The sequence below is a fragment of the Microcella indica genome (assembly GCF_013414345.1).
GTDB classification, from domain to species: domain Bacteria; phylum Actinomycetota; class Actinomycetes; order Actinomycetales; family Microbacteriaceae; genus Microcella; species Microcella indica.
Window position 1 is genome coordinate 2,251,852 of the sequence record NZ_CP058670.1, and the last position, 23,584, is coordinate 2,275,435.

General features: G+C 70.6%; 18 protein-coding genes, 1 tRNA gene, 1 other RNA gene and 1 pseudogene. 7 read left to right on the top strand and 14 right to left on the bottom strand.

The annotated features are described in order from the left end of the window. The first annotated feature begins 34 nt into the window (after positions 1-34). On the top strand, positions 35-1,519 hold the full coding sequence (locus tag HUJ41_RS10930; protein WP_246299221.1) for an FAD-dependent oxidoreductase: 1,485 nt from the start codon (positions 35-37) through the stop codon (positions 1,517-1,519). Between the two features lie 36 nt (positions 1,520-1,555). Here the strand turns inward: HUJ41_RS10930 and ffs are convergent. Continuing rightward, an RNA gene (gene ffs / locus HUJ41_RS10935) (signal recognition particle sRNA small type) lies at positions 1,556-1,652 on the bottom strand. A 54-nt stretch (positions 1,653-1,706) separates the two neighbouring features. On the opposite strand from ffs, the gene HUJ41_RS10940 reads away from it, so the two are divergent. The 4 genes from HUJ41_RS10940 to HUJ41_RS10955 all read left to right on the top strand — a co-directional run bounded on the left by HUJ41_RS10940 (position 1,707) and on the right by HUJ41_RS10955 (position 6,363). Beyond that, positions 1,707-1,794 (top strand) — tRNA-Ser (locus tag HUJ41_RS10940). Positions 1,795-1,979: 185 nt separating this feature from the next. Continuing rightward, the gene (locus HUJ41_RS10945) at positions 1,980-2,456 is read left to right on the top strand and encodes a DUF2975 domain-containing protein (RefSeq protein ID WP_152584021.1); all 477 of its coding nucleotides are present in this window, start codon (positions 1,980-1,982) and stop codon (positions 2,454-2,456) included. Further along, positions 2,456-2,680 carry a helix-turn-helix domain-containing protein gene (locus HUJ41_RS10950; protein ID WP_152584020.1) on the top strand — a complete coding sequence of 75 codons (225 nt, stop codon included), beginning with the start codon at positions 2,456-2,458 and terminating at the stop codon, positions 2,678-2,680. Before HUJ41_RS10945 ends, HUJ41_RS10950 begins: the two co-directional genes overlap by 1 nt. Next, entirely contained in the window at positions 2,677-6,363 is a 3,687-nt protein-coding gene (locus HUJ41_RS10955) for an SCO7613 C-terminal domain-containing membrane protein (protein ID WP_179872583.1), read from the top strand. Before HUJ41_RS10950 ends, HUJ41_RS10955 begins: the two co-directional genes overlap by 4 nt. Before the next feature lie 25 nt (positions 6,364-6,388). Here HUJ41_RS10955 and HUJ41_RS10960 read toward each other — a convergent pair whose 3' ends face one another. From HUJ41_RS10960 to HUJ41_RS11005, 10 genes and pseudogenes are all read right to left on the bottom strand, one after another. After that, complete coding sequence (locus HUJ41_RS10960; protein ID WP_179872584.1) at positions 6,389-8,161, bottom strand: helicase HerA-like domain-containing protein; 1,773 nt, start codon at positions 8,159-8,161, stop codon at positions 6,389-6,391. Positions 8,162-8,189: 28 nt separating this feature from the next. Then, entirely contained in the window at positions 8,190-9,293 is a 1,104-nt protein-coding gene (locus HUJ41_RS10965) for a glycerate kinase (RefSeq protein ID WP_179872585.1), read from the bottom strand. Beyond that, positions 9,293-10,546, bottom strand: a complete 1,254-nt coding sequence (locus HUJ41_RS10970) for a D-arabinono-1,4-lactone oxidase (RefSeq protein ID WP_179872586.1) — start codon at positions 10,544-10,546, stop codon at positions 9,293-9,295. The genes HUJ41_RS10965 and HUJ41_RS10970 overlap by 1 nt, the downstream gene beginning before the upstream one ends. A 9-nt stretch (positions 10,547-10,555) precedes the next feature. Beyond that, on the bottom strand, positions 10,556-11,830 hold the full coding sequence (locus HUJ41_RS10975; protein WP_179872587.1) for a saccharopine dehydrogenase family protein: 1,275 nt from the start codon (positions 11,828-11,830) through the stop codon (positions 10,556-10,558). Between the two features lie 49 nt (positions 11,831-11,879). Further along, entirely contained in the window at positions 11,880-12,542 is a 663-nt protein-coding gene (locus HUJ41_RS10980) for a phosphatase PAP2 family protein (RefSeq protein ID WP_179872588.1), read from the bottom strand. Between the two features lie 64 nt (positions 12,543-12,606). Continuing rightward, entirely contained in the window at positions 12,607-13,836 is a 1,230-nt protein-coding gene (locus HUJ41_RS10985; protein ID WP_179872589.1) for a multidrug effflux MFS transporter, read from the bottom strand. After that, positions 13,833-15,272: a GH1 family beta-glucosidase gene (locus tag HUJ41_RS10990; RefSeq protein WP_179872590.1), complete on the bottom strand. Its 1,440-nt coding sequence runs from the start codon at positions 15,270-15,272 to the stop codon at positions 13,833-13,835. Before HUJ41_RS10990 ends, HUJ41_RS10985 begins: the two co-directional genes overlap by 4 nt. Before the next feature lie 14 nt (positions 15,273-15,286). Beyond that, positions 15,287-15,454, bottom strand: a pseudogene (locus HUJ41_RS10995) (LacI family DNA-binding transcriptional regulator); the annotation flags it as partial. Between the two features lie 104 nt (positions 15,455-15,558). Beyond that, positions 15,559-16,719 (bottom strand): cystathionine gamma-synthase, encoded by a 1,161-nt coding sequence (locus HUJ41_RS11000; protein WP_179872591.1) that lies wholly within the window; start codon positions 16,717-16,719, stop codon positions 15,559-15,561. 47 nt (positions 16,720-16,766) lie between these two features. Continuing rightward, complete coding sequence (locus HUJ41_RS11005) at positions 16,767-18,152, bottom strand: cystathionine beta-synthase (RefSeq protein ID WP_179872592.1); 1,386 nt, start codon at positions 18,150-18,152, stop codon at positions 16,767-16,769. Positions 18,153-18,274: 122 nt separating this feature from the next. Here HUJ41_RS11005 and HUJ41_RS11010 point away from each other — a divergent pair, with 122 nt between their 5' ends. Beyond that, positions 18,275-18,931, top strand: coding sequence for a thioredoxin-like domain-containing protein (locus tag HUJ41_RS11010; protein ID WP_179872593.1), 657 nt, complete (start codon positions 18,275-18,277; stop codon positions 18,929-18,931). After that, complete coding sequence (locus HUJ41_RS11015; RefSeq protein ID WP_179872594.1) at positions 18,931-19,635, top strand: DUF305 domain-containing protein; 705 nt, start codon at positions 18,931-18,933, stop codon at positions 19,633-19,635. The genes HUJ41_RS11010 and HUJ41_RS11015 overlap by 1 nt, the downstream gene beginning before the upstream one ends. A gap of 4 nt (positions 19,636-19,639) precedes the next feature. Here the strand turns inward: HUJ41_RS11015 and HUJ41_RS11020 are convergent, their stop codons facing one another. The 3 genes from HUJ41_RS11020 to HUJ41_RS11030 are packed head-to-tail and all read right to left on the bottom strand — an operon-like array spanning position 19,640 to position 23,515. Next, on the bottom strand, positions 19,640-21,502 hold the full coding sequence (locus HUJ41_RS11020) for an ABC transporter ATP-binding protein (RefSeq protein ID WP_179873998.1): 1,863 nt from the start codon (positions 21,500-21,502) through the stop codon (positions 19,640-19,642). A gap of 55 nt (positions 21,503-21,557) precedes the next feature. Then, positions 21,558-22,535: a carbohydrate ABC transporter permease gene (locus HUJ41_RS11025; RefSeq protein ID WP_179872595.1), complete on the bottom strand. Its 978-nt coding sequence runs from the start codon at positions 22,533-22,535 to the stop codon at positions 21,558-21,560. Further along, positions 22,532-23,515 (bottom strand): carbohydrate ABC transporter permease, encoded by a 984-nt coding sequence (locus HUJ41_RS11030; protein ID WP_179872596.1) that lies wholly within the window; start codon positions 23,513-23,515, stop codon positions 22,532-22,534. The genes HUJ41_RS11025 and HUJ41_RS11030 overlap by 4 nt, the downstream gene beginning before the upstream one ends. Between the last annotated feature and the right edge of the window lie 69 nt (positions 23,516-23,584).

Here is a 23,584-nt window from a genome sequence, read left to right on the forward strand (position 1 = left end):
GCGCGAGAGGCGAGCCACGAGGAGGAACCGCACTGTGACATCGCTCTGGCAGGAGACCGCACCCGGCATTCCGACCGACGAGTTCGAACCGCGCGCCCACTACGACGTCGTCATCGCGGGCGCCGGTCTGACGGGGCTCACGACGGCGGTGCTGCTCGCGCGGGCCGGCAAGCGCGTCGCCGTGCTGGAAGCGCGCGGGGTGGGGGCGGTCGCGACGGGCCGCACGACCGGGAAGCTCAGCGTGCTGCAGGGGCAGCAGCTGCAGCGCATCCGGAGCACGAGCGGTCGCCGCGTGATGAAGGCGTACGTCGAGGCGAACCGCGCGGGCTTCGACTGGCTGCTCGACTACGCCTCGCCGCTCGAGGGCGCCGTGGAGCGGCGCGATGCCTACAGCTACGCGGGGACCGCCGACGGCATTCCCACGGTGCGCGCCGAGCACGAGGCCGCGATCGAGGCCGGTCTGGATGCTCGACTCGTGTCGCCCGAGGAGCTGCCCTACCCCTCCTACGGCGCGGTGATGCTGACCGATCAGGCGCAGCTCGACCCGCTCGTCGTGCTCGCGGCTCTCGCGGCGGAGCTGCGCTCCCTCGGCGGCGTCGTCGTGGAGGGGTCGCGCGTGCTCGGCCTCGCGGCTCGACCGGCGCCCGTGCGGGTCGCGACGACGCGCGGCGAGGTTCTCGCCGATCGCGTCGTCATCGCCACGGGGTCGCCCGTGCTCGACCGCGGGCTGTACTGGGCGAAGCTGAAGCCGCAGCGCTCGTACGTGCTGTCGTTCCGCGTGCCCGGCGCCGCGCCGAAGGGCATGTACCTCAGCGTGGACGCACCGACGCGCTCGCTGCGCACCGCCGGGTCGGGCGAGGAGGAGCTGCTGCTCGTCGGCGGCAACGGCCACGGAGTGGGGCGGCATGACTCGCCCGCCTCGTGCGTGGACGACCTCACGGCGTGGACGCTGCAGCACTGGCCGGGCGCCGAGCGCACGCACGCGTGGAGCGCGCAGGACTACGAGACGCCGCACCGCGTGCCCTTCTCGGGCTGGATGCCGCGGGGAGCCGGGCGCGTGTATCTCGCGACGGGCTACGACAAGTGGGGCATGACGAACGCCGTGCAGTGCGCCCTCACGATCGCCGCGACGCTCACCGGCGACGAGCAGCCCGCGTGGGCCCGCACGCTCGGCCGCCGCATCACGACGCCGCAGGCCCTCGCGGCGGGGCTCGGCGCCAACGCGGCCGTCGGCTGGTGGTACGCCAAGGGCTACGCGCGGGCGCTCGCGCACCGCCTGGACGACGATGCTCCGACGGCGGGCGAGGGCGAGATCGGTCGGGACGGATGGCGCGTCAGCGCCGCGTCGCGCATCGACGGCACCGAGTGCCGCGTCTCGGGCATCTGCACGCACCTCGGTGCTGCGCTCACGTGGAACGACCACGAGCGGTCGTGGGACTGCCCGGCGCACGGCTCGCGCTTCTCGGCGGAGGGCGAGGTGCTCGAGGGCCCGGCGACCCGTCCGCTCGCGCGGCGCTGAGGCGCCGGGTGGGGTGCCGACGGGGATCCCGTTAACGCGAAGGACCCCCCGCGCACCCGCCAGAGCCCGGTTACCCTTGCTGCGTTTCCGCCCTGGGGGAGTTGGCCTGGATGGCGCCACGCGGGGAGCCGTCGTCGAGTTTACCGGTAGGATCGCTGTCGTTGTTCCGTCTCGGCGGAATGCGCCTGGAGGATTCGCCTAGTGGCCTATGGCGCACGCTTGGAAAGCGTGTTGAGTGCAAGCTCTCAGGGGTTCGAATCCCCTATCCTCCGCCATATCTCGCGTCTCCCCTCGCGACCGTCGGTGAGGCGTTGCCCGCCCCGGCCGCTCATCGCGGGATCGTCGATCGGCGCTCCCCGCGAGTCGCCGGCCGGGTAGCCAGGACTGCCCGTGCATGACGTAGGGGACGCATGATGTATCGTTTTTCGATAGTTATCCACTGACTATCGATAGGACCTCGATGCACCGTCTCACGATCGTTTCCCTCAAGGCGCTCATCGCGGTGCTGCTCGCGCTCCTGCTCATCTGCCAGACCGTGGTCGTGCCGACGATCGCCGCGAACATGGCCGCGATGCTGCCCCCGCTCGCCTACCTGCAATGGCCGGGCGTCATCGCCGCCGCCGTCTTCGTCCTGTGCCTGCAGGTGACGCTCGTGTGCGTGTGGCGCATGCTCTCGCTCGTGCGCGAGGGCATCATCTTCAATCCGCGCGCGTTCCGCTACGTGGACGTGATCCTCGGCTCGATCATCCTCGCGACGATCATCGTGCTCGGCTCGCTCATCACCATCTCGAACGCGCAGGCCGGCTCGCCCTCGATCGCGCTGCTCGGCGTGCTCGGCATCATCGTCGGCAGCATGCTCGCCCTCCTCGTGGTCGTGCTGCGCGGCCTCCTGCGGCAGGCATCGCAGCTCGAGAGCGACCTGGCCGAGGTGGTCTGATGCCGATCATCATCAACCTCGACGTGCAGCTCGCGAAGAAGAAGATGTCGGTCGGCGACTTCGCCGCCGCGATCGACATCACCCCGGCGAACGTGGCCGTGCTCAAGAACGGTCGAGCGAAGGCCGTGCGCTTCTCGACCCTCGACGCCATCTGCCGCGTTCTCGAGTGCCAGCCGGGCGACATCCTCGTCTGGACTCCGGACGGCGAGGAGGACCCCTCGTGAGCGACGTGACCGCGCAGCGGGCCCGCCCCGTTCACTGGACCTCGAGCACGGTCTCTCGACTGCGCGACACGGCCCTGTGCCCCGTGTGCACGCGTCGCCTGACCGCGGGCGTCTGCACATCGTGCGGTGCCGACCTTCGCGGCGACGACGGCGTCGAGGTCTGGCAGCGCGCGTCAGCCGCGGCCGAGGCCCTCACGACGCTCCAGGACTCGGTCGCGCGCGTGCCGCGCCGCCCGACGCCCGTGGCGAGCCCGACCGCGCGAGGAGCCGCAGCCGTCGACAGGGTGGGCGCATCCCCCGCCCCTTCCCTCGCTCCGCAGCAGCCGCCTCGTGCGAGCACGACAGTGCAATTGGTGCTCGCGATCGCGGGTGCCGCGCTCGTGGGGCTCGCCGCGGTGATCTTCACTCTGCTGAATCCCGACCTCACCGACTCTGTGGCCCGGGGCATCATCCTCCTCGTCGCGAGCCTGCTGTTCTGGGGCGGCGCACCGCTGCTCATGCGGCGAGCCCTGCGGGTCTCGGCCGAGTCCGTGGCCGCTCTCGCCCTGGTCTTCGCGGGCCTCGCGGCCTCCGTCCTGCTGCCGGTCGTGGCCGCCCGTGCAGAGACCTGGGCGGTGCTGACGGCCGCTGCCCTCGCCGGCGGCTCCCTCGCCCTCGCCCTCGGCGTCCGCACGCGCATGAGGGTCTGGATGCTCGCCGGCAGCACGGCGCTCACCCTCGTCCCCCTGCTCGCGAGCGCGGCGATCGGCGGCACGCTCGCCACCCTGTGGGGGCCGCTCGGCACGAGTGCGGCGGCGCTCGCCCTCCTGGAGGCCGGAGCGGCTCTCGAGCGTCGGCGCTCGACCGTGCTGCTCGTCGAGCGCGTCGCGCTCGTGGGCGTGCAGGTGCTCGGCTTCGTCGCGCTCGCCGCGGCCGCGCTCGTCGCGATCGTCGACCCGACGCCGGCATGGCTCGCCGCCGCCGCGGCCGTCCTCGGTGCTGGCGCGGTCGCGGGCCGCAGTGCCCCGTACACCCTCCGCCGTCTGTGGAGCTTCGCCGGGGGCGCGAGTGTGCCCGTCGGTCTCGCCCTCGCATCCTTCGCCCTCGACCTGACCGCGTTCGGCGGCGACCCGGCGCGCCTCGCGCTCCTCCCTCTCGCCGCCGTGATCGGGCTGCTGGCCCTGACCCTGACCCTCTCGGCTCGGGGCCGCGCGCACCGCCCCGCGGCTCTGACGGGCGCGACGAGCGTCGTCGCTGCCTCGATCGCCCCCGCAGCTCTGCTCGCGGCGAGTGGGACGCTCTCCGCCCTCCTCGCGGCGGATCGCATGAGCGACGATGCCGTCTCCGCCCACGGGAGCGTCGCGGCCGTCGTGGCGCTCGTCATCCTGAGCGCAGGCCTCGCGACCCAGGCCGAGATTCTGCGCCGTCGGGCGCGCCGCGCACCGCGGGCCATGGAGGTGCTGCGCGCCCTCGCCTGGTGGGCACTCTCGCTCGGCGGCCTCGGCGCGCTCGGGCTCACGATCGTCGACCCGGGTGCTCGCGCGGCCTGGGCTCTCGTGCTCGCCACGCTCAGCGCCGTCGTGCTGACGGGCCCCGAGCGGTCGCGCCGCGCCCCCATCGCTCAGCGACTGCCCATCGTGATCGCCGCGCACCTCGCGGTGCTCCTGGCGGCATCGCTGTCGTGGCAGTCGACCGCCCTCGCCGTCGGCCTCGGCGCCGCAGTGCTCATCAGCCTTGCCACCCTCGCGCGCACGGTGCCGATCGGCGCGCGCTCGGCGCACCTCGCCATCGGCTACGGCTACGGGCTCGTGCTCGTCTCGTCAGCCCTGTCGCTTGCGACGGTCGAGGGGCCTGCTCGACTCAGTCTCACCGCCACGGTCGGGCTGCTCGGCGCCATCGCCGCGACGTTCCTTCGCCGCGTCGATGCCGCGCGCTGGATCACGGTGCTCCTCGTCGCCTCCGTTCCCTTCGCGATCGCGGTGGGGCTCGTGGTCGTCGAGCGCAACGGATGGGTCGCCCTCTCCACGACGACCATGCTCGTGCTCGCGGTGAGTCTGCTCCTCACGCGCCGACCCGGCCTCGGCATCGTGATCAGGGTTCTCGCCGCCGCCCTCATCGTGCCCTCGATCGCGGTCGTGCTCGTCAATGCAGGTGCGGCGCTCCTGGTCATGAGCGGCTCTCCGGTCGTCCTGCCGGCGATCGCCGTCGTCGTCGCCGTCACGCTGCCGCTGATGCCCCGCATCACAGCGGTGCTGCGGCACCGAGGTCTGCCAGACGCGCACGGGCGCGCCGTCGGCCTGGCCATCGAGGCGACGACACTGCTCACGGCGACAATCGCGGTGCTGCTGTGCTTCGCCCGCGAGGCGGCCGGCGCACCCACGGGCGCGATCGTCCTGGCCATCATCGCGGTGGGCGCTGCAGGCGCGGCCTCGGTGCGTCGCCTCCCCGCCTACTGGTGGATGTTCGGCGCGGCCGCCACGGCATCGCTGTGGTCGCTCTGGCTCGCGCTCGGAGTCACGTCGCTCGAGGCGCACGTACTGCCCCCCGCCCTCGTCGCGGCCACGGTCGCCGTCGTGCTCACCGCCCGCGGCATGCCGAGGCCCGCCCTGCTGGCGGGCGCGCTGCTCGCCGCGATTGTTCCCCTGCTCGTCGCCCTCGGCGCCTCCCCGGAGGCGCAGCCCGCGCGGGCCGTCGGGCTCCTCGCCGCCTCCGTCGTGCTGACCGGGCTCGCGGTGAGCATCCGCACCGGCGCGCCCGGGATCGGCCGCCTGCGCGCGCTCTCCGCCCCCACGCTCCTCGCTGCGATCGTCGCCAGCTCGGCCGGCGGCGTCCAGGCGGCACGGCTCGGTCTGCGCGTCGACGGTGTGGATACTGCCCTGCCGCTCATCGCGGTCGTCGCGATCGTGGCCCTCGCCGGCGCACTCACGATGGGCGTCGCGGGCGTCCTGCTCACCCAGCGTCGCCCGGCCGCGGTGCGGCGCTGGTCGCTCGTGCCAGCCCTCACGGTCGTCACCACCGCCCTGGGCACGGCGGTCGAGTACGACGTCTCGGCGCCGTGGTTCGCCCTGACGGTCGCCGTCCAGTGGTCGCTCATGGTGGCGCTTCTCCTCGTCATGGTCGTCGCCGTCGAGCGCAGCACCCGCGGCACGACGGTGCTGCCGCACGCCGGGGTGCTCTTCGCGCTCGCTCTCGCGACCTCGATCGTCGCGTGGAGCCCGCGAGAGCTCCTGCGCGTTGAGGCGTTCTCCGTGCCGCTCGGCCTCATGCTGCTCGCCGCCGGGGCGATCGCGCTGCGGCGCGCCTCCGGGGCCGGTCCCGCCCCCGTGCACCACTGGCCGTTGGGGCGCGCGGGCTCCTGGCCGCTGCTCGCACCGGGCCTCGTCGTGCTCGTGCTCGCGTCGATTCTCGCGACGGCGACCGACCCGCAGACCTGGCGGGCGGTGCTCGTCATGGCGATCGCACTCGTCATGATCCTCGTGGGGGTGCGGTGGCGGCTCGCGGCGCCGTTCGTGCTCGGCATGCTCGTGCTGCCCCTCGAGAACGTGCTCGCCTTCTCGGTGCAGATCGGGCGCGGCATCGAGGCGATGCCGTGGTGGATCACCCTCGCCGTCGTGGGCCTCGTGCTGCTCGTCATCGCTGTCGGCTCGGAGCGACGCGGCAGCGGAGGGGGTACGCCGCTCGCGCGGCTGCGCGATCTGGCGTGAGGGTGCCGGCGCGGGCGCGCTCGACTCAGCGGCGCCCGAGGGTTCCGAAGATGCCGCGCACGACCTCGCGCACGATCGTCTGACCCGCGCGGGAGCCGAGAATGTCGCCGATGCCGCCCGCGCTCCCTCCGCTGCGCCGAGAGCTCGAGCGGCGCGTGGTCGTGCGCGTCGTCGTGCGGCCCTTCTTCTGCAGGTCGCGCAGGGCGCGCTCGTACTCCTCCTGCGCGCGATCCTGGGCCTTCGCGGCCTCGGCCTGCTGCTCGAGCCGCTGCCGCTCCGCCTCGCGAGCCGCCTCCGCGTCGGCGGCGGCGTTCATGCGCGCGGCGAGCATCTCGCGCGCCGACTCGGTGTCGACCGCCGTGCCGTACTGCGCGAGCAGGGGCGATGCGGCGATCGTCGACTCGATGAGGGCATCCGGCGCGGGATCCATGGAGCCCTGCGGCGCTCGCAGTCGCGTCCACGCCACGGGCGAGGGGGCGCCCTTCTCGTTCATGACCGTCACGATGGCCTCACCGATGCCGAGGGTCGTGAGCACCTCGCCGAGGTCGTATCCCGAGGTCGGATAGGTCGAGATCGTGGCCTTGAGGGCCTTGGCGGCATCGGGCGTGTGGGCGCGCAACTGGTGCTGCACGCGAGAGCCGAGCTGCGCGAGCACATCGCTCGGCACGTCTTTGGGGGTCTGCGTGACGAAGAAGATGCCGACGCCCTTCGAGCGGATGAGCCGCACGGTCTGCGTGATGGCCGCGAGGAAGTCTTTCGAGGCGTCCTTGAAGAGCAAGTGCGCCTCGTCGAAGAAGAACACGAGCTTCGGCTTGTCGAGGTCGCCCACCTCGGGCAGGTCGTTGAACAGGTCGGCGAGCAGCCACATGAGGAACGTCGAGAACAGCGCGGGCTTGTCGTGCACGCCCGGCACCTCGAGCAGGCTGATGATGCCCTGCCCCGCGGCGGTCGTGCGCAGGAAGTGCGCGGTGTCGAACTCGGGCTCGCCGAAGAACACGTCGGCGCCGTCGGCGGCGAAGGTGATGAGCTCGCGCAGGATCACCCCAGCGGTCGCCTTGTTGAGCCCACCCAGCTCGGCGAGCTCGGCCTTGCCCTCGTCGCTCGTGAGGTGCTGGATGACGGCGCGAAGGTCGGCGAGGTCGACGAGGGGCAGACCCTCCTGGTCCGCGTAGTGGAAGACGAGGGCGAGGCTCGACTCCTGCGTCTCGTTGAGGCCCAGCACCTTGGCGAGCATGAGCGGCCCGAAGCTCGAGACTGTCGCACGAATCGGCACGCCGCGACCGATGCCGCCGAGGCAGTAGAACTCGGTCGGGTGGCCCGTCGGCCGCCAGTCCTGCCCGATGCCCTCGGTGCGCGCGAGCAGCTTCTCGCTCGGCTCGCCGGCCGCGGCGATGCCGCTCAGGTCACCCTTGATGTCGGCCGCGAAGACCGGCACCCCCGCAGCGCTCAGCTGCTCGGCGAGCACCTGCAGCGTCTTCGTCTTGCCGGTGCCCGTCGCGCCGGCGACGAGACCGTGCCGGTTCGTCATCGCGATCGGGATGCGCACGGGCACGTCCGCGCGCGCCTCGCCGTTGACGAGTGCGCCCATCTCGAGCACCGCTCCCTCGGCGACGTACCCAGCGCGAATCACGTCGACCTCGCTCTCGTCGAGCGGGCCGGCTGCCGGAGGTGTCGCCGGTGTCGCTTCAGTCTGCGCCTCGGCGGCCTCTTCGGCCTGGGCTGTGGCGGCGGCGAGCGCCGCTTCGGCCTCGGCGAGAGCCTTCTTCGCGGCCGCGACCGCCTCGTGCGCATCCGTCATGGGGTCAGCCTAAACCGGCTGCCGGTCGTCACCCCAGTGCGAGCCGCCTGCCCGCCTCACGGGCCCAGCGCAGGGGATCGGCGAGGGAGGCGGCCGACGACCCGGCGAGCTCGGAGAGCGAGACGGCGGTGTCGAAGCCGACCGGAGGCACGTCGATGAGACCGGCGACGAGCGCGCGGCGCACCCCGCTCGACCGTGCGAGCCGCAGCACCTCGACGGGAGCCTTGCCTCCCGCCGACTGGCCGTCGAAGCGACCCTCGCCCGTGATGACGAGGTCGGCGCTCGCGATCGACGCGGGCAGGCCGATCGTCTCCGCGATCGCCCGCGAGCCGGAGCTCATCGTGGCGCCCCAGGCGAGCATCCCGAAGCCGGTTCCGCCAGCGGCGCCCGCACCAGGGGCGTCGGCACGGGCGCCACCGGGATTCTCCGCGAGCGCGTCCGCGAAGCGCGCCAGTGCGGACTCCGCCGCACGGGCCCGGTCGGCCGTCACCCCCTTCTGCGCGCCGAAGACGGCGACGGCGCCGCGATCGCCGAGGAGCGGATTGTCGACATCGCTCAGCAGGAGGGCCCCTCCGGCGGGCAGAGGAGCGACGGAAGCCCAGTCCACTGCCGCGATGCGCGCGAGCCCCGCATTCCCGAGCGGTACGGCGGCCCCGTGTTCATCGAGCAGGCGAGCACCGAGCGCCGTGAGCGCCCCCGCGCCGCCGTCGCTCGAGGAGCTGCCGCCGAGCGCGAGCAGCAGACGGTCGACGCCGTGGTCGAGCGCGGCGCGGATCGCCTGCCCGAAGCCGAGAGTGTGCGCGGTGTCGGGCGCGAGCTCGTCGAGCAACTCGATTCCCGAGCAGAGCGCGAGCTCGACAAGGCCCGTGCTCGTGCCGTCGGGCGCCTCGAGCAGCAGCCACTCGGCCGGCACCCGCCGGCCGTGCGGGCCCGTGACGGTGACCGGCATGCGCGTCGAGCGCGGGGTCGCCTCGGAGACCGCGTCGAGCGTCCCCTCACCGCCGTCGGCCATGGGTGCGAGAACCAGGTCGTCGGTGGGCCGCACACTGCTCCAGCCCTCGGCGAGCGCCGCCGCCACGGCCGCCGCGGAGGCAGAGCCCTTGAAAGAGTCGGGGGCGACGACGACGCGCACTACAGACCCCAGGCAGCGAGCTGCGCGTTGCGGAACACCCCGCGCGGGTCCCAGCGCTCGCGTAGCTCGGCGACGTCGGCCCAGCGCGGGTACAGCCCGGCGAGCGCGACCGGGTCAGCGGTGAACACCTTGCCCCAGTGCGGTCGGGCGTCGAACGGTGCGAGCGCGGCCTCGATCACACGCACGAGCGCGCGCACCGCAGGTTCATCGCGCCGCCACGTGAAGTGGATGCCGATCGTGTCACGCCCGTACGCCCCCGACAGCCACAGCTCGTCGGCGCGAATGCTGCGGATCTCGCTCACGTAGAGGAGCGGCTGCAGCTGCGGCCCGAGCGCGCGCACCGCCTGGATCGCCTCCACCGCGCGGTCGCGCGGCACGAAGAACTCCGACTGCAGCTCCTCGCCGTGCGAGGGCGTGAACTCGGCGCGGAAGTGCGGCAGGCGCTCGAACCACGGGCCGGCCGCGCCGGTCTGGTCTGTGCAGTTCTCGGCGGGACCATCGGGGAGGGGATGCCCGGCCTCGCCCGCCCGGTGCGCTCCGGACAACGGGGCCGGGGCGGTCTCCCCCCGCGTCTTGCGCCACACCTGGTCGATGCGCTCGGGGTCGACCCACCGGGTGAACAGGCTCACGCTGTCGGCGGAGCCCATGACCGCCTCGAGGTCGTCGAGCGCAGCATCCCAGGCCAGTCCCCGGTCGACGACCTGGGTCATGCGGTAGCTCGGCTCGACGGAGAGCTCCACCCGCGTGACGACCCCGAGCGCACCGAGAGCGACGACCGCGCCAGCGAGGTCGTCGTCCCCGCGGTGCACGGCGACGAGCTCGCCGTCGGCACGCAGGATGTCGAGAGCCACGACGGCGTCGGAGAGCGACCCCGCGGCGTCACCCGAGCCGTGCGTTCCCGTCGCGATCGCGCCGGCCACGGTGATGTGCGGCAGCGACGCCATGGCCCCGAGAGCCCAGCCGGCCGCGTCTAGCTGGCGCGCGGCTTCGGCGTACCGCAAGCCCGCGGGAACAGATGCCGTGCCTCGCTCCGCGTGCACGGTCACGGCCCCGGGAATCGCCTCGACGGAGACCAGGAGGTCGTCGCTGTCGGCGAGCGCCGAGAACGTGTGGCGCGAGCCGACGGCACGCACGGCGCGAGCCGCACCCACCAGCTCGATGAGCGCGTCAAGCGTCGTCGGTGCGGCGAATCGCGGCGCGCGGAAGATCACGTTGCCGGCCCAGTTGCGACCGGCGGCAGAAGGGGCGCTCACCCCTCGACCCTACGCGGGCTGACGCTCCTCGAGGCCCCAGGGCTGGCCGTATCCGCCCTCGCTCTCGGGCGCGGCCATGAGGTCGAGGAAGGGCTGCGCGTCGAAGGCCTCGGGGCCGAGCACGCCCGCGCCGCTCCACGCCCCGCTGGCGAGCAGCTCGAGCGCGACGACGGGGTTGAGGGCCGTCTGCCAGACGACGCACTGCGCCTCGTACTCGGCCATCGTCCAATCGTTGTCGCTCGCGTGGTAGAGGTACACCTCGCGCGGCTGGCCGTCCTTGCCGGTGCCCGTGACCCACATGCCGGCGCAGGTCTTGCCGGTCATGCGCGGCCCGAGAGTCGCGGGGTCGGGCAGGCCGGCGGCGACGACGTCGCGCGGGCTCACCTCGACCGGGCCGGATGCACTGCGCACGCGAACCGGCGCGGTCCTGTCGAGCCCCAGCTGGTTGAGGGTCTTCAGGATGCCGATGAACTCGTCACCGAGCCCGTACTTGAAGGTCACGCGCTGGGCGTCGAGCCAGCGCGGCATGAGCAGCACCTCTTCGTGCTCGACGTTGACGCACTCGACGGGGCCGATGCCCTCGGGGAAGTTGAAGACCTCGGGCTCGCTGAAGGGCGGCGTCGTGTACCAGCCGCGCTCCTTCTCCCACACGACGGGCGGGTTGAGGCACTCCTCGATCGTCGTCCAGATGGAGAACGACGGGGCGAAGATCTCGTTGCCCTCGTCGTCGCGCACGACGAGGTTGGCACCGTCGCGCGTGCCGAGCTCGTCGACCTCGCTGAAGAGGTGGTCGACGGCGTAGCGCGCGAACACGTCGCTCAGCCCGGGCTCGACGCCCATGCCGACGAGGGCGAGACGGCCGGCGCTCTCCCACTCCTCGGCGACCGCGAACTGCTCGTCACCGAGCTTGACGCCCGTCTTCGCGTAGGGCTCCTCGGGGTGGGGCTGCGACAGGCTCATCGCCATGTCCATGTAGTCCGCGCCCGCGGCCTTCGCGCCCTCGAAGATCGGCATGACGAACTTCGGCTCGACGGCGTTCATGACGTGGGTCGCACCCTGCTCGCGCGCGACCTTCTCGACGACGGCCGGGTCGGATGCGTCGATCTGCGCGGCGACGAATCGGTCGCCCTGCGGGCCGTGCTTCGCCTCGATCCAGGCGATCGTGCGCTCGGCGCGCGTCACGTCGTAGTCGCTCACGATCATGGTCTCGAAGAACGAGCGGCGGGCTGCGATCTTCGCGATCGCGTCTCCGACGCCTCCGGCGCCGACAAGCAGGATTCTCATGACCTCATGTTATCCATGTGGACAATTCAGCGCTAGACGGATGCCCTGCTCATCCCGAGCGGACGCGGCGCGGTCGCGGCTCCCGCGCGAGAGCGCGAGCGAACGGCACCCACACGACGACGGCGACCCCCGCGCCGAGCAGCGCGCCGCCAATCGTGTCGGTGAGCCAGTGCACCCCCAGGTAGGTGCGGCTCAGTGCCATCGCGACGATGTACAGGGCCCCGAGCATCCAGACCCATCGACGACCGCGATCGAGCGCGAGGATGAGACCGAGCGCGATCGCGATCGTCGCCGCGTTCGCGACATGGCCGGACGGAAAAGAGCCCTCGTCGCTCACCACGAGCATGAGCTCGGGCCTCGCCCGACCGAACGCCGCCTTGAGCACCTGCACGAGCCCCGCGCTGAGCACGGAGGCGAGCAGGAAGACCGCGGCGCCGAGCGGCCTGCGCGCAAGCACGAGCGCCCCCGCGATGAGGAGAGGAACGACGATCACGGCGACGAAGCCGCCGCCGAGCCAGTCCATGAAGAGCGCGGGAACATCCCACCACGGCCTGCGACCCTCGAGCAGCTCCTCCATCCACTCGGCATCGAGTTCGATCGGGCTCTCGCGCAGAGCGACGAGAATGCCCAGAAGCCCGGCGATGCCGACCGCGACACCGCCGCTGATGAGCGGCCAGTGGCCGGCGATCGTGCGCCGGTTCTCGAGAGACATAGGGGGCAGGCTACCGAGTCGCGCTGACCTCGCCTCAGAGAAGGGTCCGCGACTCAGAGGTTCGTCAGCGGCTGAGTGCCGGCACGGTGCGCGGTCGCACGATGAACCACAGGCTTGCCATGGCGACGGCGGCCGTGATCGCCATGACGGTGCCCATCGGCACGGCGTCGGCGATGCCGAAGAGCCCGACGATGGGCGAGATGATGCCGGCGAGCCCGAAGTTCATGGCGCCGAGCACCGAGGCCGCCGTGCCCGCCTCCTTTCCGTGGTTGGTGAGCGCCAGCACCTGCACGCACGGGAAACCGAATCCGCAGGCGGTGATGAAGAGCCAGAGGGGGATGACCGTGCCGAGCAGACCCGCCCCCGCGAGCTCGAGCACGACGATCGCGATGGCGCTGCCCAGCAGCACCGCGGTCGACCCGGCGAGAATCCACGCGGGACCGAAATACTTCGCGAGGCGCGAGCTCACCTGCACTCCGATGACAACGCCGATGGAGTTGGCGGCGAAGAGCAGGCCGTAGCCCTGCGGGTCGAGCCCGTAGACATCCTGGAAGAGGAAGGACGACGCCGAGAGGTAGGCGAAGAGGCCGGCGAAGGTCATGCCGCCGATGATCGCGACACCCACGAAGATGCGGTCGGTGAAGAGCGAGCGGTAGCGCTCTCCGAGAGTGGAGTGGCCCTTCTCCACGCGCCGGGCGGGCGGCAGGGTCTCGACGATGAAGAGCGCGGCGAGCACCATGATGATGACGCCGTAGGCGGCGAGCACCCCGAACATGCCGCGCCAGGGCATGACGAGCAGCAGCTGCGAGCCGATCACCGGTGCAGCGATCGGCGCGATGCCCGTGACGAGAGCAAGACGCGAGAGCATCCGCACGAGAGGGTAGCCCCCGAAGAGGTCGCGCACGGTGGCCATCGCGACGACGCCGCCGGCGGCAGCCCCGAAGCCCTGCAGCACGCGGAACGCGAGCAGCCAGGAGATGTCGGGCGAGAAGGCGACGCCGATGCTCGCGAGCACGTGCACGGAGGTCGCGAGGATGAGCGGCAGTCGCCGCCCCACTTTGTCGCTCCACGGGCCCACGAGCAGCTGGCCGAGCGCGAAGCCGAGCGTCGTCGCGGTGAGGGTCAGCTGCACAGCAGCCGTCGACACGTCGAGGTCGCCCTCGATCTGCGGGAAGGCCGGCAGGTACAGGTCGATCGTGAACGGCCCGAGCGCGGTCAGAGCGCCGAGGATGAGGACGTACACGGCCCGCTGGCGCCCGCTGAGCGAGTCGCCCGGGTGGACGACCGTCGTCACTGCGGGATACGGCGCGAGCTGATGAGCTCGCGGTACCAGTGCGCGCTGTCCTTGAGGGTGCGCTGCTGAGTCTCGTAGTCCACGTGCACGATGCCGAACCGCTTGGTGTAGCCGTAGGCCCACTCGAAGTTGTCGAGCAGGCTCCACACCTGGTACCCACGCAGGTCGACACCGCGCTGCATCGCCCGGTGAGCCGCCGTAAAGTGCCGACGCAGATAGTCGACCCGCTCGGGGTCGTGCACGCGCCCGTCGACGACCTCATCACCGTCGAAAGCTGCCCCGTTCTCGGTGATCATAAGCGGTAGCTCCGGGAACTGCTGGTGCAGGTCGATGAGCAACTGCTCGAAGCCGTCGGGCGCGATGTTCCACCCCATGGCCGTGTAGGGGCCAGCCTGCTGCACGAACTCGACGTTCTCTGACCCGGGCCAGGCCGAGCCTGTCGACACCCCGTGCCCATCGGCGTTGCTGCGCGGCGCGTGGCCGTCCCACATCTTCACCGTGACGGTCGAGTAGTAGTTGACACCGAGCACGTCGATCGGTTGGTTAATGAGCTCCAGGTCGCCGGGGCGCACGAACTGCCAGTCGGTCACGTTCGCGGTGTCGTCGAGCAGATCTTGCGGGTAGGCGCCGAGCAGCATCGGCCCGGTGAAGGCCCGGTTGGCAAGCGCATCAATGCGGCGCACGGCCTCCGACTGCGAATCAACGTCGGCGTCGTCTGCCCCGCGAATCATATGGATGTTGAGCGTCGCCGAGTACTCCGTGTCGGGGCGCGTCACGCTCGAGCGCAGGGCGGTGAGGCCGAGGCCGTGCGCGAGGTTCAGGTGGTGCACTGCGGTGAGCGCCGCCCGCCCGCTCGTGACACCGGGGGCGTGCACGCCGGAGCCGTAGCCGAGGTAGGCGCTGCACCACGGCTCGTTGAGCGTCGTCCACATCGCCACCCGGTCGCCGAGCGCCTCGCCCACGTGGTGGGCGTAGTCGGCGAAGCGGTACGCCGTGTCACGGTTCGTCCAGCCCCCCAGGTCTTCGAGCGCCTGCGGCAGATCCCAGTGGTAGAGGGTCGCGATGGGGCGGATTCCCCGCTCGAGCAGCCCGTCGACGAGACGGCCGTAGAACGCGAGCCCCTTGTCGTTCGGCGCACCCGTGCCCTCGGCCTGGACGCGCGGCCACGCGATCGAGAAGCGGTACGACTCGAGACCGAGCTCGGCCATGAGGTCGAGATCGCTCTCGACGCGGTGGTAGTGGTCATCGGCGACGTCGCCGGTGTCGCCGTTGACGATCTTGCCCGGCGTGTGGCTGAAGGTGTCCCAGATCGACGGGCCGCGGCCGTCCTCGTGCGCCGCGCCCTCGATCTGATAGCTCGCCGTCGCCGACCCGAAGACGAAGTCGGCGGGGAACTCGAGGCCAGAGTCGCGGTAGTCGGGGGAGCCGTCAGTCATGGTTCCAGCCTACTGGCGGGGGCGGCGCGCACCCGTTGCAGGGTCTCGGGCCGGATGCTCGGGCTGTCGTTGAGCACGCGCGAGACGGTCTGGTACGAGACGCCCGCGACCCGCGCCACGTCGCGGATGTTCGGAGCGCGCACGCGCTCCGGCTCCGCGGGCCGGTCGGTCTCGGTGGTCATCAGCGTCCGTTCGGGCGGGGAATGTGTACGGTCACACGGGTTCCGCCCCCATTATGCCGCTCGGTGCGTGCCCACTCGACGGGGACGAGGTGCCGGATGCTCGGCTAGACGCGCGCGAGGGCCTGCAGCACGTCGGCCACGAGGTCGTCGGCCTCCTCGATGCCCACCGAGAGGCGCACGATCGAGTCGGGCACCTCGAGCTCGGTACCGCGCACCGACGCATGCGTCATCTCGCTCGGGTAGTTCATGAGCGACTCGACGCCGCCGAGCGACTCCGCCAACTGGAACAGCCGGGTGCCTTCGGCGAAGGCGCGCGCGGCCGCTCCTCCACCGGCGAGCTCGAGCGAGAGCATCCCGCCGAACAGGCGCATCTGCCGCGCGGCGAGAGCGTGGTCGGGGTGCGAGGGCAGGCCCGGGTAGTGCACGCGCGCGACCGCCGCTTGACCCTCGATCGCCTCGGCGATGGCCTGCGCGTTCGCGCTGTGGCGCTCCATGCGTACCGCGAGGGTCTTGATGCCGCGCGAGGTGAGCCACGCGTCCATGGGGCCGGAGACGGCGCCCGCCGCGAACTGCTGGAACTGCACCTTCTGCGCGAGCTCGGGGTCGGAGGTCACGATCGCGCCGCCGAGCACGTCCGAGTGGCCGCCCAGGTACTTCGTCGTCGAGTGCACGACGACATCGGCTCCGAGCGCGAGAGGCTGCTGCAGGTACGGCGTCGCGAACGTGTTGTCGACGACCACGAGGGCTCCAGCAGCATGGCCGATCTCAGCGAGCTGGGCGATGTCGGTCACCGTCATCATGGGGTTGCTCGGCGTCTCGAGCCAGAGCACCCGCGGGCTCAGGTCGGCTAGCGCCGCCCGCACCGCGTCGGGGTCCGACAGCGCCATCGTCGTGAGGCCGATGCCCCAGTCGCCGAAGATGCGCCGCACGAGGCGGTGCGTGCCGCCGTACACGTCGTTGCCCATGAGCACGTGATCACCGGGGCGCAGCACGGCGCGCAGCAGGGCGTCCTCGGCGGCGAGGCCCGAGGCGAAGCTCACGGCGTGGGCGGCGCCCTCGAGCGCGGCGAGCTGCTCCTGCAGGGCATCCCGCGTGGGGTTGCCACCGCGCGCGTACTCGTAGCCGCCGCGCAGTCGGCCGATGCCCTCCTGCACGAACGTCGACGTGAAGTACACGGGCGGAATGATCGCGCCCGTCGTCGGGTCGAAGTCCTGCCCCGCGTGGATGGCGCGCGTGGCGAAGCCGTGGTCGGTGTGGTCGGTCATGGTTCTCCAGACGGTGGGGCGCGAAGAGGGGCGAGGATGCTCGCGGCTCAGCCGGCGAGCGCGGCGAGCAGGTCGTGGCGCGAGAGCAGCCCCACGGGGTTGCCGCCCTCGAGCACGAGAAGGGTGTCGGGCACGCGGCCGCCCGCGCCGCGCGCGGCAAAGCGCTCGGCCGCCGCCTCGAGGGACTCGTGCGCGCCTACGAAGGGCAGGCCGGGCCCCATCGCGGCCGTCACCGGGTCGGACGCCGTGACCTCGCCCGAGGCGAGCGCCTTCAGCAGACCGGAGGCGGAGACCGCACCGAGCACCTCGCCGAGCACGAGCGGCGGCTCCGCCGCGACGACGGGCAGCGCGCCCGCCGACGAATCCAGCGCGGCGATCGCCTCGCCTACGGTGTGCTCGCGACGCACGTGCGCGAGCGGGCGGCGCTGCTCGCCGAGCAGGTCGGCGACGGTCGGCGAGCCCGTGGCCGGAGCGAAGCCGTGGCGGCGCATCCAGCCCTCGTTGAAGATCTTGCCCAGGTAGCCGCGGCCGCCATCGGGGAGGAGGACGACGACGACGTCGTCGGGGCCGAGCTCGCGCGCCACCTCGAGGGCCGCGACGACCGCCATGCCGCACGAGCCGCCGACGAGCAGACCCTCCTCGCGCGCGAGGCGCAGCGTCATGTCGAAGGACTCCTGGTCGCTCACGGCCACGACGCGGTCGACGACGCTCGGGTCGTAGGCGCCCGGCCAGAAGTCCTCACCCACGCCTTCGACGAGGTACGGGCGACCGTCGCCGCCCGAGTAGACGCTGCCGACCGGGTCGGCGCCCACGATCTGCACGCGGCCCATGGGGGTCTCGTCGCTGATCTCGCGCAGGTAGCGGCCGGCGCCCGTGATCGTGCCGCCCGTGCCCACTCCCGCCACGAAGTGGGTCACCCGGCCCTCGGTGTCTCGCCAGATCTCCGGGCCCGTCGTCTCGTAGTGCGAGAGCGGGCCGTTGGGGTTCGCGTACTGGTTGGGCTTGAAGGCGCCCGGAATCTCGGCCGCCAGGCGATCGCTCACCGAGTAGTACGACTCGGGGTCGTCTGGTGCGACGGCGGTCGGCGTCACGACGATCTCGGCGCCGTAGGCGGTGAGCACGTTGCGCTTGTCCTCGCCGACCTTGTCCGGCAGCACGAAGACGCAGCGGTAGCCGCGCTGCTGGGCGACGAGCGCGAGACCCACGCCCGTGTTGCCGCTCGTCGGCTCGACGATCGTGCCGCCGGGCTTCAGCAGTCCGTCGCGCTCGGCCGCGTCGATGATGCGCGTCGCGATGCGGTCCTTGGACGACCCGCCCGGGTTGAGGTACTCGATCTTGGCGAGCACCGTCGCGGCGATGCCCTCGGTGACGTGGTTGAGCTTGACGAGGGGCGTGTCGCCGATGAGGTCGATGACCGTCTGCGCGTACTTCATGGTGCGTTCACGCTATCAGCGCCGGTAGGCCCTCTCAGTGGCCGCATACGATTCGTCTGCGATAATGAAGACTCTGTGCGCGTCTCGCCACAGTCCCTCACGAAGCCTCCGGGAGCGAAACCGTGTCCGACGACGAGAACCTCACGATCAAGCAGCAGCGCGAGAAGCGCCGTGCCGAGAAGGTGGCGGTCCTAAAGAAGAAGCAGCAGGCGGAGAAGGTGCGCAACCGCGTCACCGTCCTCGGCTCGATCGCCGCCGGCGCGGGCGTGCTCAGTCTCATCATCGCCGTCGTCATCACCTCGGCGACGCCTCCCGTCGATCCTTCGACGATCGAGGTCGAGGGCGTGCAGGAGATCGAAGCTCTCGAGGCGGTCCATGTGGAGTCTGCCGTCGATTACGAGCAGACTCCCCCTGCGGGCGGTCCCCACAACCCGACCTGGCTCAACTGCGGCATCTACGCGGAGCCCCTCCCGAACGAGAACGCCGTGCACTCGCTCGAGCACGGTGCCGTGTGGATCACCTACGACCCCGCGCAGCTCAGCGAGGACGAGATTGGCCAGTTGCGCGCCTCAGTGCCGAGCACGTACATGATCGTGTCGCCCTTCGACGGCCTCGACGCTCCGGTATACGCGAGCGCCTGGGGCTACCAGATCGCACTCGACGGCGTCGACGACCCGCGGCTTGCTGACTTCATCATCAAGTATCGACTCGCTCAGTCGGCCCCAGAGCCCGGAGCGCTCTGCAGCCAAGCGCTGGACGGACCCGGGAAGGTGTCGTAATGGGTGACAGAAAACCCGACGCAGCCGAAGCGTCTCTGACGCTCAGCCGAACGCGTCTGCTGGTCATCGGCACGCTGCTCGTGCTTGTCGCAATCGTTGTCGGCGTGCTGGTCGGGCGGGCCAATGCGCCAGCCGCGGCCCAAACGCCTGAAGAGTCGAGCGCCGAGGCGGGTTTCGCGCGCGACATGCAGGTGCACCACGGCCAGGCTGTCGAGATGTCCCTCATCATTCGCGAGCGCACTGACGACCCCGAGATCCGCCTGCTCGCGCTCGACATCGCGATTGGTCAGACTCAACAGCAGGGTCAGATGTTTGCGTGGTTGACGATGTGGGGTCTGCCACAAACCTCGAGCGGTCCTGCGATGGAATGGATGTCGATGCCCGCACTCAACAGCGACGAGCAGGGTCGCGACCACACCGGGATGGACATGACAAATGGCTCAAGTTCAGACGCCCTCGGCGGTGCAATGCCCGGCATGGCCACTCCGGATGATCTGCAGCTGCTGTCGAGCCTCATCGGCGTCGAGGCCGAGCGCCTCTTCCTCGAGCTCATGACGGAGCACCACCTCGGCGGCGTCGCGATGGCGGAGGCCGTGCTCGCACGCACCGACATGCCGTTCGTGACGAACCTCGCGAACGGCATGGTGCAGTTGCAATCGCAGGAGATCGACTACATGCGCGAGCTGCTCGCCGAGCGCCAATAACTCCTCAGTGGTCCTCGGCCGCGACAAAGTCGGTCGACTGCTCGGCGACGAGACGCGCGTACACGCCTCCGCGCGCGACGAGCTCGCCGTGCGTGCCGCTTTCGACGATGCGCCCTCGATCGACCACGTGAATGGTGTCGGCAGTGCTCACCGTCGACAGCCGGTGCGCGATCGTGATCGTCGTGCGCCCGCGCGTCGCCGAGTCGAGCGCCCGCTGCACGACGCGCTCCGAGACCGAGTCGAGCGCGCTCGTCGCCTCGTCGAGGATGAGCACCGGGGGGTCTTTGAGCAGCACGCGCGCGATCGCGACGCGCTGCTTCTCCCCGCCGGAGAGCCGGTATCCGCGCTCGCCGACGACGGTCGCGTAGCCGTCGGGAAAGCTCTCGATCGTCGCGTGGATGTTCGCGGCACGGCAGGCTGCCTCGAGCTCCTCGTCGCTCGCGTCGGGCTTCGCATACCGGAGGTTCTCGGCGATCGACGCGTGAAAGAGGTAAGTCTCCTGACTCACAATGCCGACCGACCCGATGAGCGACTCCTGGCGCAGCTCGCGCACGTCGGTGCCCGCGAACTCGACGACGCCGCTCGAGGCCTCGTGCAGTCGCGGCACGAGGTACGAGATCGTCGTCTTGCCCGCGCCGGACGGCCCGACGAAGGCCACGAACTGCCCGGGCTCGACGGTGAACGACACCCCGTCGAGGGTCGCGGTCGTCTCGTCGCCCGCATCGGGGTAGCGGAACACGACGTCGCGGAACGCGACGCTGCCCACGCGCGCGGGGTCCACGTCGCGCGCATCCGGCGACTCCGTGATCGCGGGCCGCAGGTCGAGGTACTCGAAGATGCGCGCGAAGAGCGCCGCAGACGTCTGCAGGTCGAGCGCGACGCGCATGAGGCCCAGCAGCGGGAAGGTGAGGCGCGCCTGCACCGTCGTGAAGGCGACGATCGTGCCCGCCGTCACCGCGACATCCGCCTGGATGAGGAAGGCGGCGACGAGGTAGATGACGGCGGGGATGACGGAGAGGAAGACGTTGACGATCGCGAAGAACCACTGGCCGCTCATCTGCAGCTGCACCTGCAGGCGGCGCTGCACCTCGTTCTCGCTGCGGTAGCGCTCGATCTCGCCCGCCTGGCCGAAGAAGCTCTTCGCGAGCAGGATGCCCGAGACGCTCAGCGACTCCTGCGTGATCGCCGACATGTCGCTCAGCGACTCCTGGGTCTTGCCGGCGATGCGCGCGCGCACCTGGCCGACGCGCCGCTGCGCGATCACGAGGAGGGGCAGCAGGATCACCGCGACGACCGTGAGCTGCCAGCTGAGGATGAGCATGGCGATGAAGGCCGCGATGACGGTGACCGTGTTGCCGATGACGCTCGAGACGGTGTTGTTGAGCACGCCCGCGACGCCCCCGACGTCGTTCTGCAGGCGCGACTGGATGGCGCCGGTCTTGGTGCGGGTGAAGAAGCCGAGCTCCATGCTCTGCAGGTGCGCGAAGAGCCGCACGCGCAACTGCGCCATGACGGCGTTGCCCACGGTGGCGGTGAGGAAGGTCTGGGCGATGCCGAGACCCGCGCTGAGCATCCAGAGCAGCAGCATGAGGCTCACGAGCTGAATCAGCACGGGGATGTTCGGGCCGCCCTCGGGCGGGAAGAGCCCTCGGTCGAAGGCCTGCTGCGTGAGGAGCGGCGGCAGCACGCTGAGACCGGCCGACACGAGGACGAGAGCGATCGTGAGCGCGAGGCGGGCGCGATGAGGCCGGAACAGCTGCGCGATGCGCGGGAGCAGATTCGGGATGCGCGGGGCAGCAGCGTTCTCGGCCCGCTGAGCCTCGGCGTCCCCGCCCGAGACACGTGATCCCCGGTGGCCGCCTCCCATGCTCATGCATCGAGCCTAGGCGCAGCCACCGGGGATTCCCGTGTGGAGAGTGCCGCTACCCCTTCGTCGAGCCCGCCAGCAGGCCGCGCACGAAGTAGCGCTGCAGGCTGAAGAACACGATGAGCGGAATGATCAACGAGATGAACGCCGCCGCCGGCAGGCGCTCGGTGTTGCGCCCGAAGTTTCCGACGAGCTCGGCCAACCGTTGCGTCAGGGGCGCGACGTCTGCTGTGCCGCCCGAGAACACGAGGGCGACGAGCAGATCGTTCCAGACCCACAGGAACTGGAAGATGCCGATCGACGCGAGAGCCGGGAGCGACAGCGGGATGATCACGCGGAAGAAGATCTGCGTGTGGTTCGCACCGTCGACACGGGCCGCCTCGACGACCTCCCCGGGAATCTCGGAGATGAAGTTGTGCAGCAGGAAGATGCACAACGGGAGCCCGAAGATGGTGTGCGCGATCCACACCGCGGGGAAGGTGCCGCTGATGCCGAGCACACCGCTGAAGATCTGCAGCAGCGGTACGAGGGCCATCTGCAACGGCACGATCTGGAGGGCGAACACGAGCACGAACAGCGCTCCGGAACCCTTGAACTTGATCCACGCGAAGGCGTACGCGGCCATCGTCGCGAGGGCGATGGGGAAGAGCGCCGCGGGAATCGCGATGACGAGCGAGTTCACGAAGTACTGCCCGAGGTTCGCCGAGGATGCGCCGGAGACGGTGAGCACTTCCGCGTAGTTCTCGAGCGTGAAGCTCGGGCTCACGAAGATGTTCCACCAGCCGGTCGTGCGGATCTCCTCCGGCGTTCGGATCGAGGAGACGAGCAGGCCGAAGGTCGGGATCGTCCACACGACGGCGATGACGATGGCCGCGAAGGTCGCCCAGCGCGAGGTGAGGCGCTGCTTGACCCGCTTCGCCTTGCCGCCCCCCGTCGCCTTGTTCCTCTGGCCGAGCGGCTTGTCGAGCTTGGTCTCGGCCTTCTGCACCTTGTCCGTGCTCGTGCCCGCGTTGGTTCCGCTGCTCGTGCTCATCGGATCTCCTTCTGCTTGCGCATGATGCGCACGTTGTAGACGACGATGGGCAGAACCATCACGAAGAGCACGACGGCGAGAGCCGAACCCTGCCCGAACTCACCACGGTTGAACGCCTGCGTGTACATCTCGTTCGCGACGACGGAGGTGTCGAAGTTGCCGCCCGTCATCGCTCGCACGATGTCGAAGACCTTCAGCGTGGCGATGGAGATGGTGGTGACGACGACGACGAGCGTGCTGCGGATGCCGGGAACCGTGACGTTCCAGAACGTCTGCCACGGGTTGGCGCCGTCGAGCCGGGACGCTTCGATGATCTCGACCGGGACTCCCTTGATCGCCGCCGAGAGCAGCACCATGGCGAAACCGGTCTGGATCCACACCATGACGATGATGAGGAAGAAGGTGTTCCATGGCGAGTTCTGCAGGAACTGCTGCGGTTCGCCGCCGACCCAGACGATGATCTGGTTGAGCACACCGATCTGCTCGCTGAACCCTTCCGCGCGGTACTCGTACATGAAGCGCCAGATGATGCCGGCGCCGACGAACGAGATCGCCATGGGCATGAAGACGAGCGACTTCAGGACCTTCTCACCCTTCGACTTGTCGATGAAGACCGCGTAGGCGAGGCCGAAGATCGTCGAGAGCGTCGGCACCAGCGCCACCCAGATGAGGGTGTTGATGAGGGTGATCTGAATCGACGGCTGGGTGAACATCCAGACGAAGTTGTCGAAGCCGACGAATTCCTGCGAGTTGCGGTTGAAGAACGACAGCACTGTCGTGTTGACCGCGGGGTAGATGAGGCCCACGGTGAGCAGGATGCCCGCGGGGAGAAGGAAGATGAGGAGCTGCAGAACGTCTCGACCCCGCTTGGGGGCCCGATCTGCCAAGAAGAGAAGGACGCCGACCACCACGGCGAACGCGGCGAGGCCGAGGAACATGAGTCCGAACTTCTCAGCGAAGTCGGACAGGAAATCCGCCATGCGATGAAACCTCCATTGGTTTATCTGACTCGACCCACGCTACCCGACAGTCGGGCCCGCCGAACAGGA

Excerpts from the sequence above, each read along its gene's own strand:
- HUJ41_RS10945 (WP_152584021.1), top strand. The coding sequence starts at position 1,980 with ATGCACCGTCTCACGATCGTTTCCCTCAAGGCGCTCATCGCGGTGCTG.
- HUJ41_RS10950 (WP_152584020.1), top strand. The coding sequence starts at position 2,456 with ATGCCGATCATCATCAACCTCGACGTGCAGCTCGCGAAGAAGAAGATG.
- HUJ41_RS10960 (WP_179872584.1), bottom strand. The coding sequence starts at position 8,161 with ATGACGGATGCGCACGAGGCGGTCGCGGCCGCGAAGAAGGCTCTCGCC.
- HUJ41_RS10975 (WP_179872587.1), bottom strand. The coding sequence starts at position 11,830 with ATGAGAATCCTGCTTGTCGGCGCCGGAGGCGTCGGAGACGCGATCGCG.
- HUJ41_RS10980 (WP_179872588.1), bottom strand. The coding sequence starts at position 12,542 with ATGTCTCTCGAGAACCGGCGCACGATCGCCGGCCACTGGCCGCTCATC.
- HUJ41_RS10990 (WP_179872590.1), bottom strand. The coding sequence starts at position 15,272 with ATGACTGACGGCTCCCCCGACTACCGCGACTCTGGCCTCGAGTTCCCC.
- HUJ41_RS11000 (WP_179872591.1), bottom strand. The coding sequence starts at position 16,719 with ATGACCGACCACACCGACCACGGCTTCGCCACGCGCGCCATCCACGCG.
- HUJ41_RS11005 (WP_179872592.1), bottom strand. The coding sequence starts at position 18,152 with ATGAAGTACGCGCAGACGGTCATCGACCTCATCGGCGACACGCCCCTC.
- HUJ41_RS11015 (WP_179872594.1), top strand. The coding sequence starts at position 18,931 with ATGGGTGACAGAAAACCCGACGCAGCCGAAGCGTCTCTGACGCTCAGC.
- HUJ41_RS11020 (WP_179873998.1), bottom strand. The coding sequence starts at position 21,502 with ATGGGAGGCGGCCACCGGGGATCACGTGTCTCGGGCGGGGACGCCGAG.
- HUJ41_RS11025 (WP_179872595.1), bottom strand. The coding sequence starts at position 22,535 with ATGAGCACGAGCAGCGGAACCAACGCGGGCACGAGCACGGACAAGGTG.
- HUJ41_RS11030 (WP_179872596.1), bottom strand. The coding sequence starts at position 23,515 with ATGGCGGATTTCCTGTCCGACTTCGCTGAGAAGTTCGGACTCATGTTC.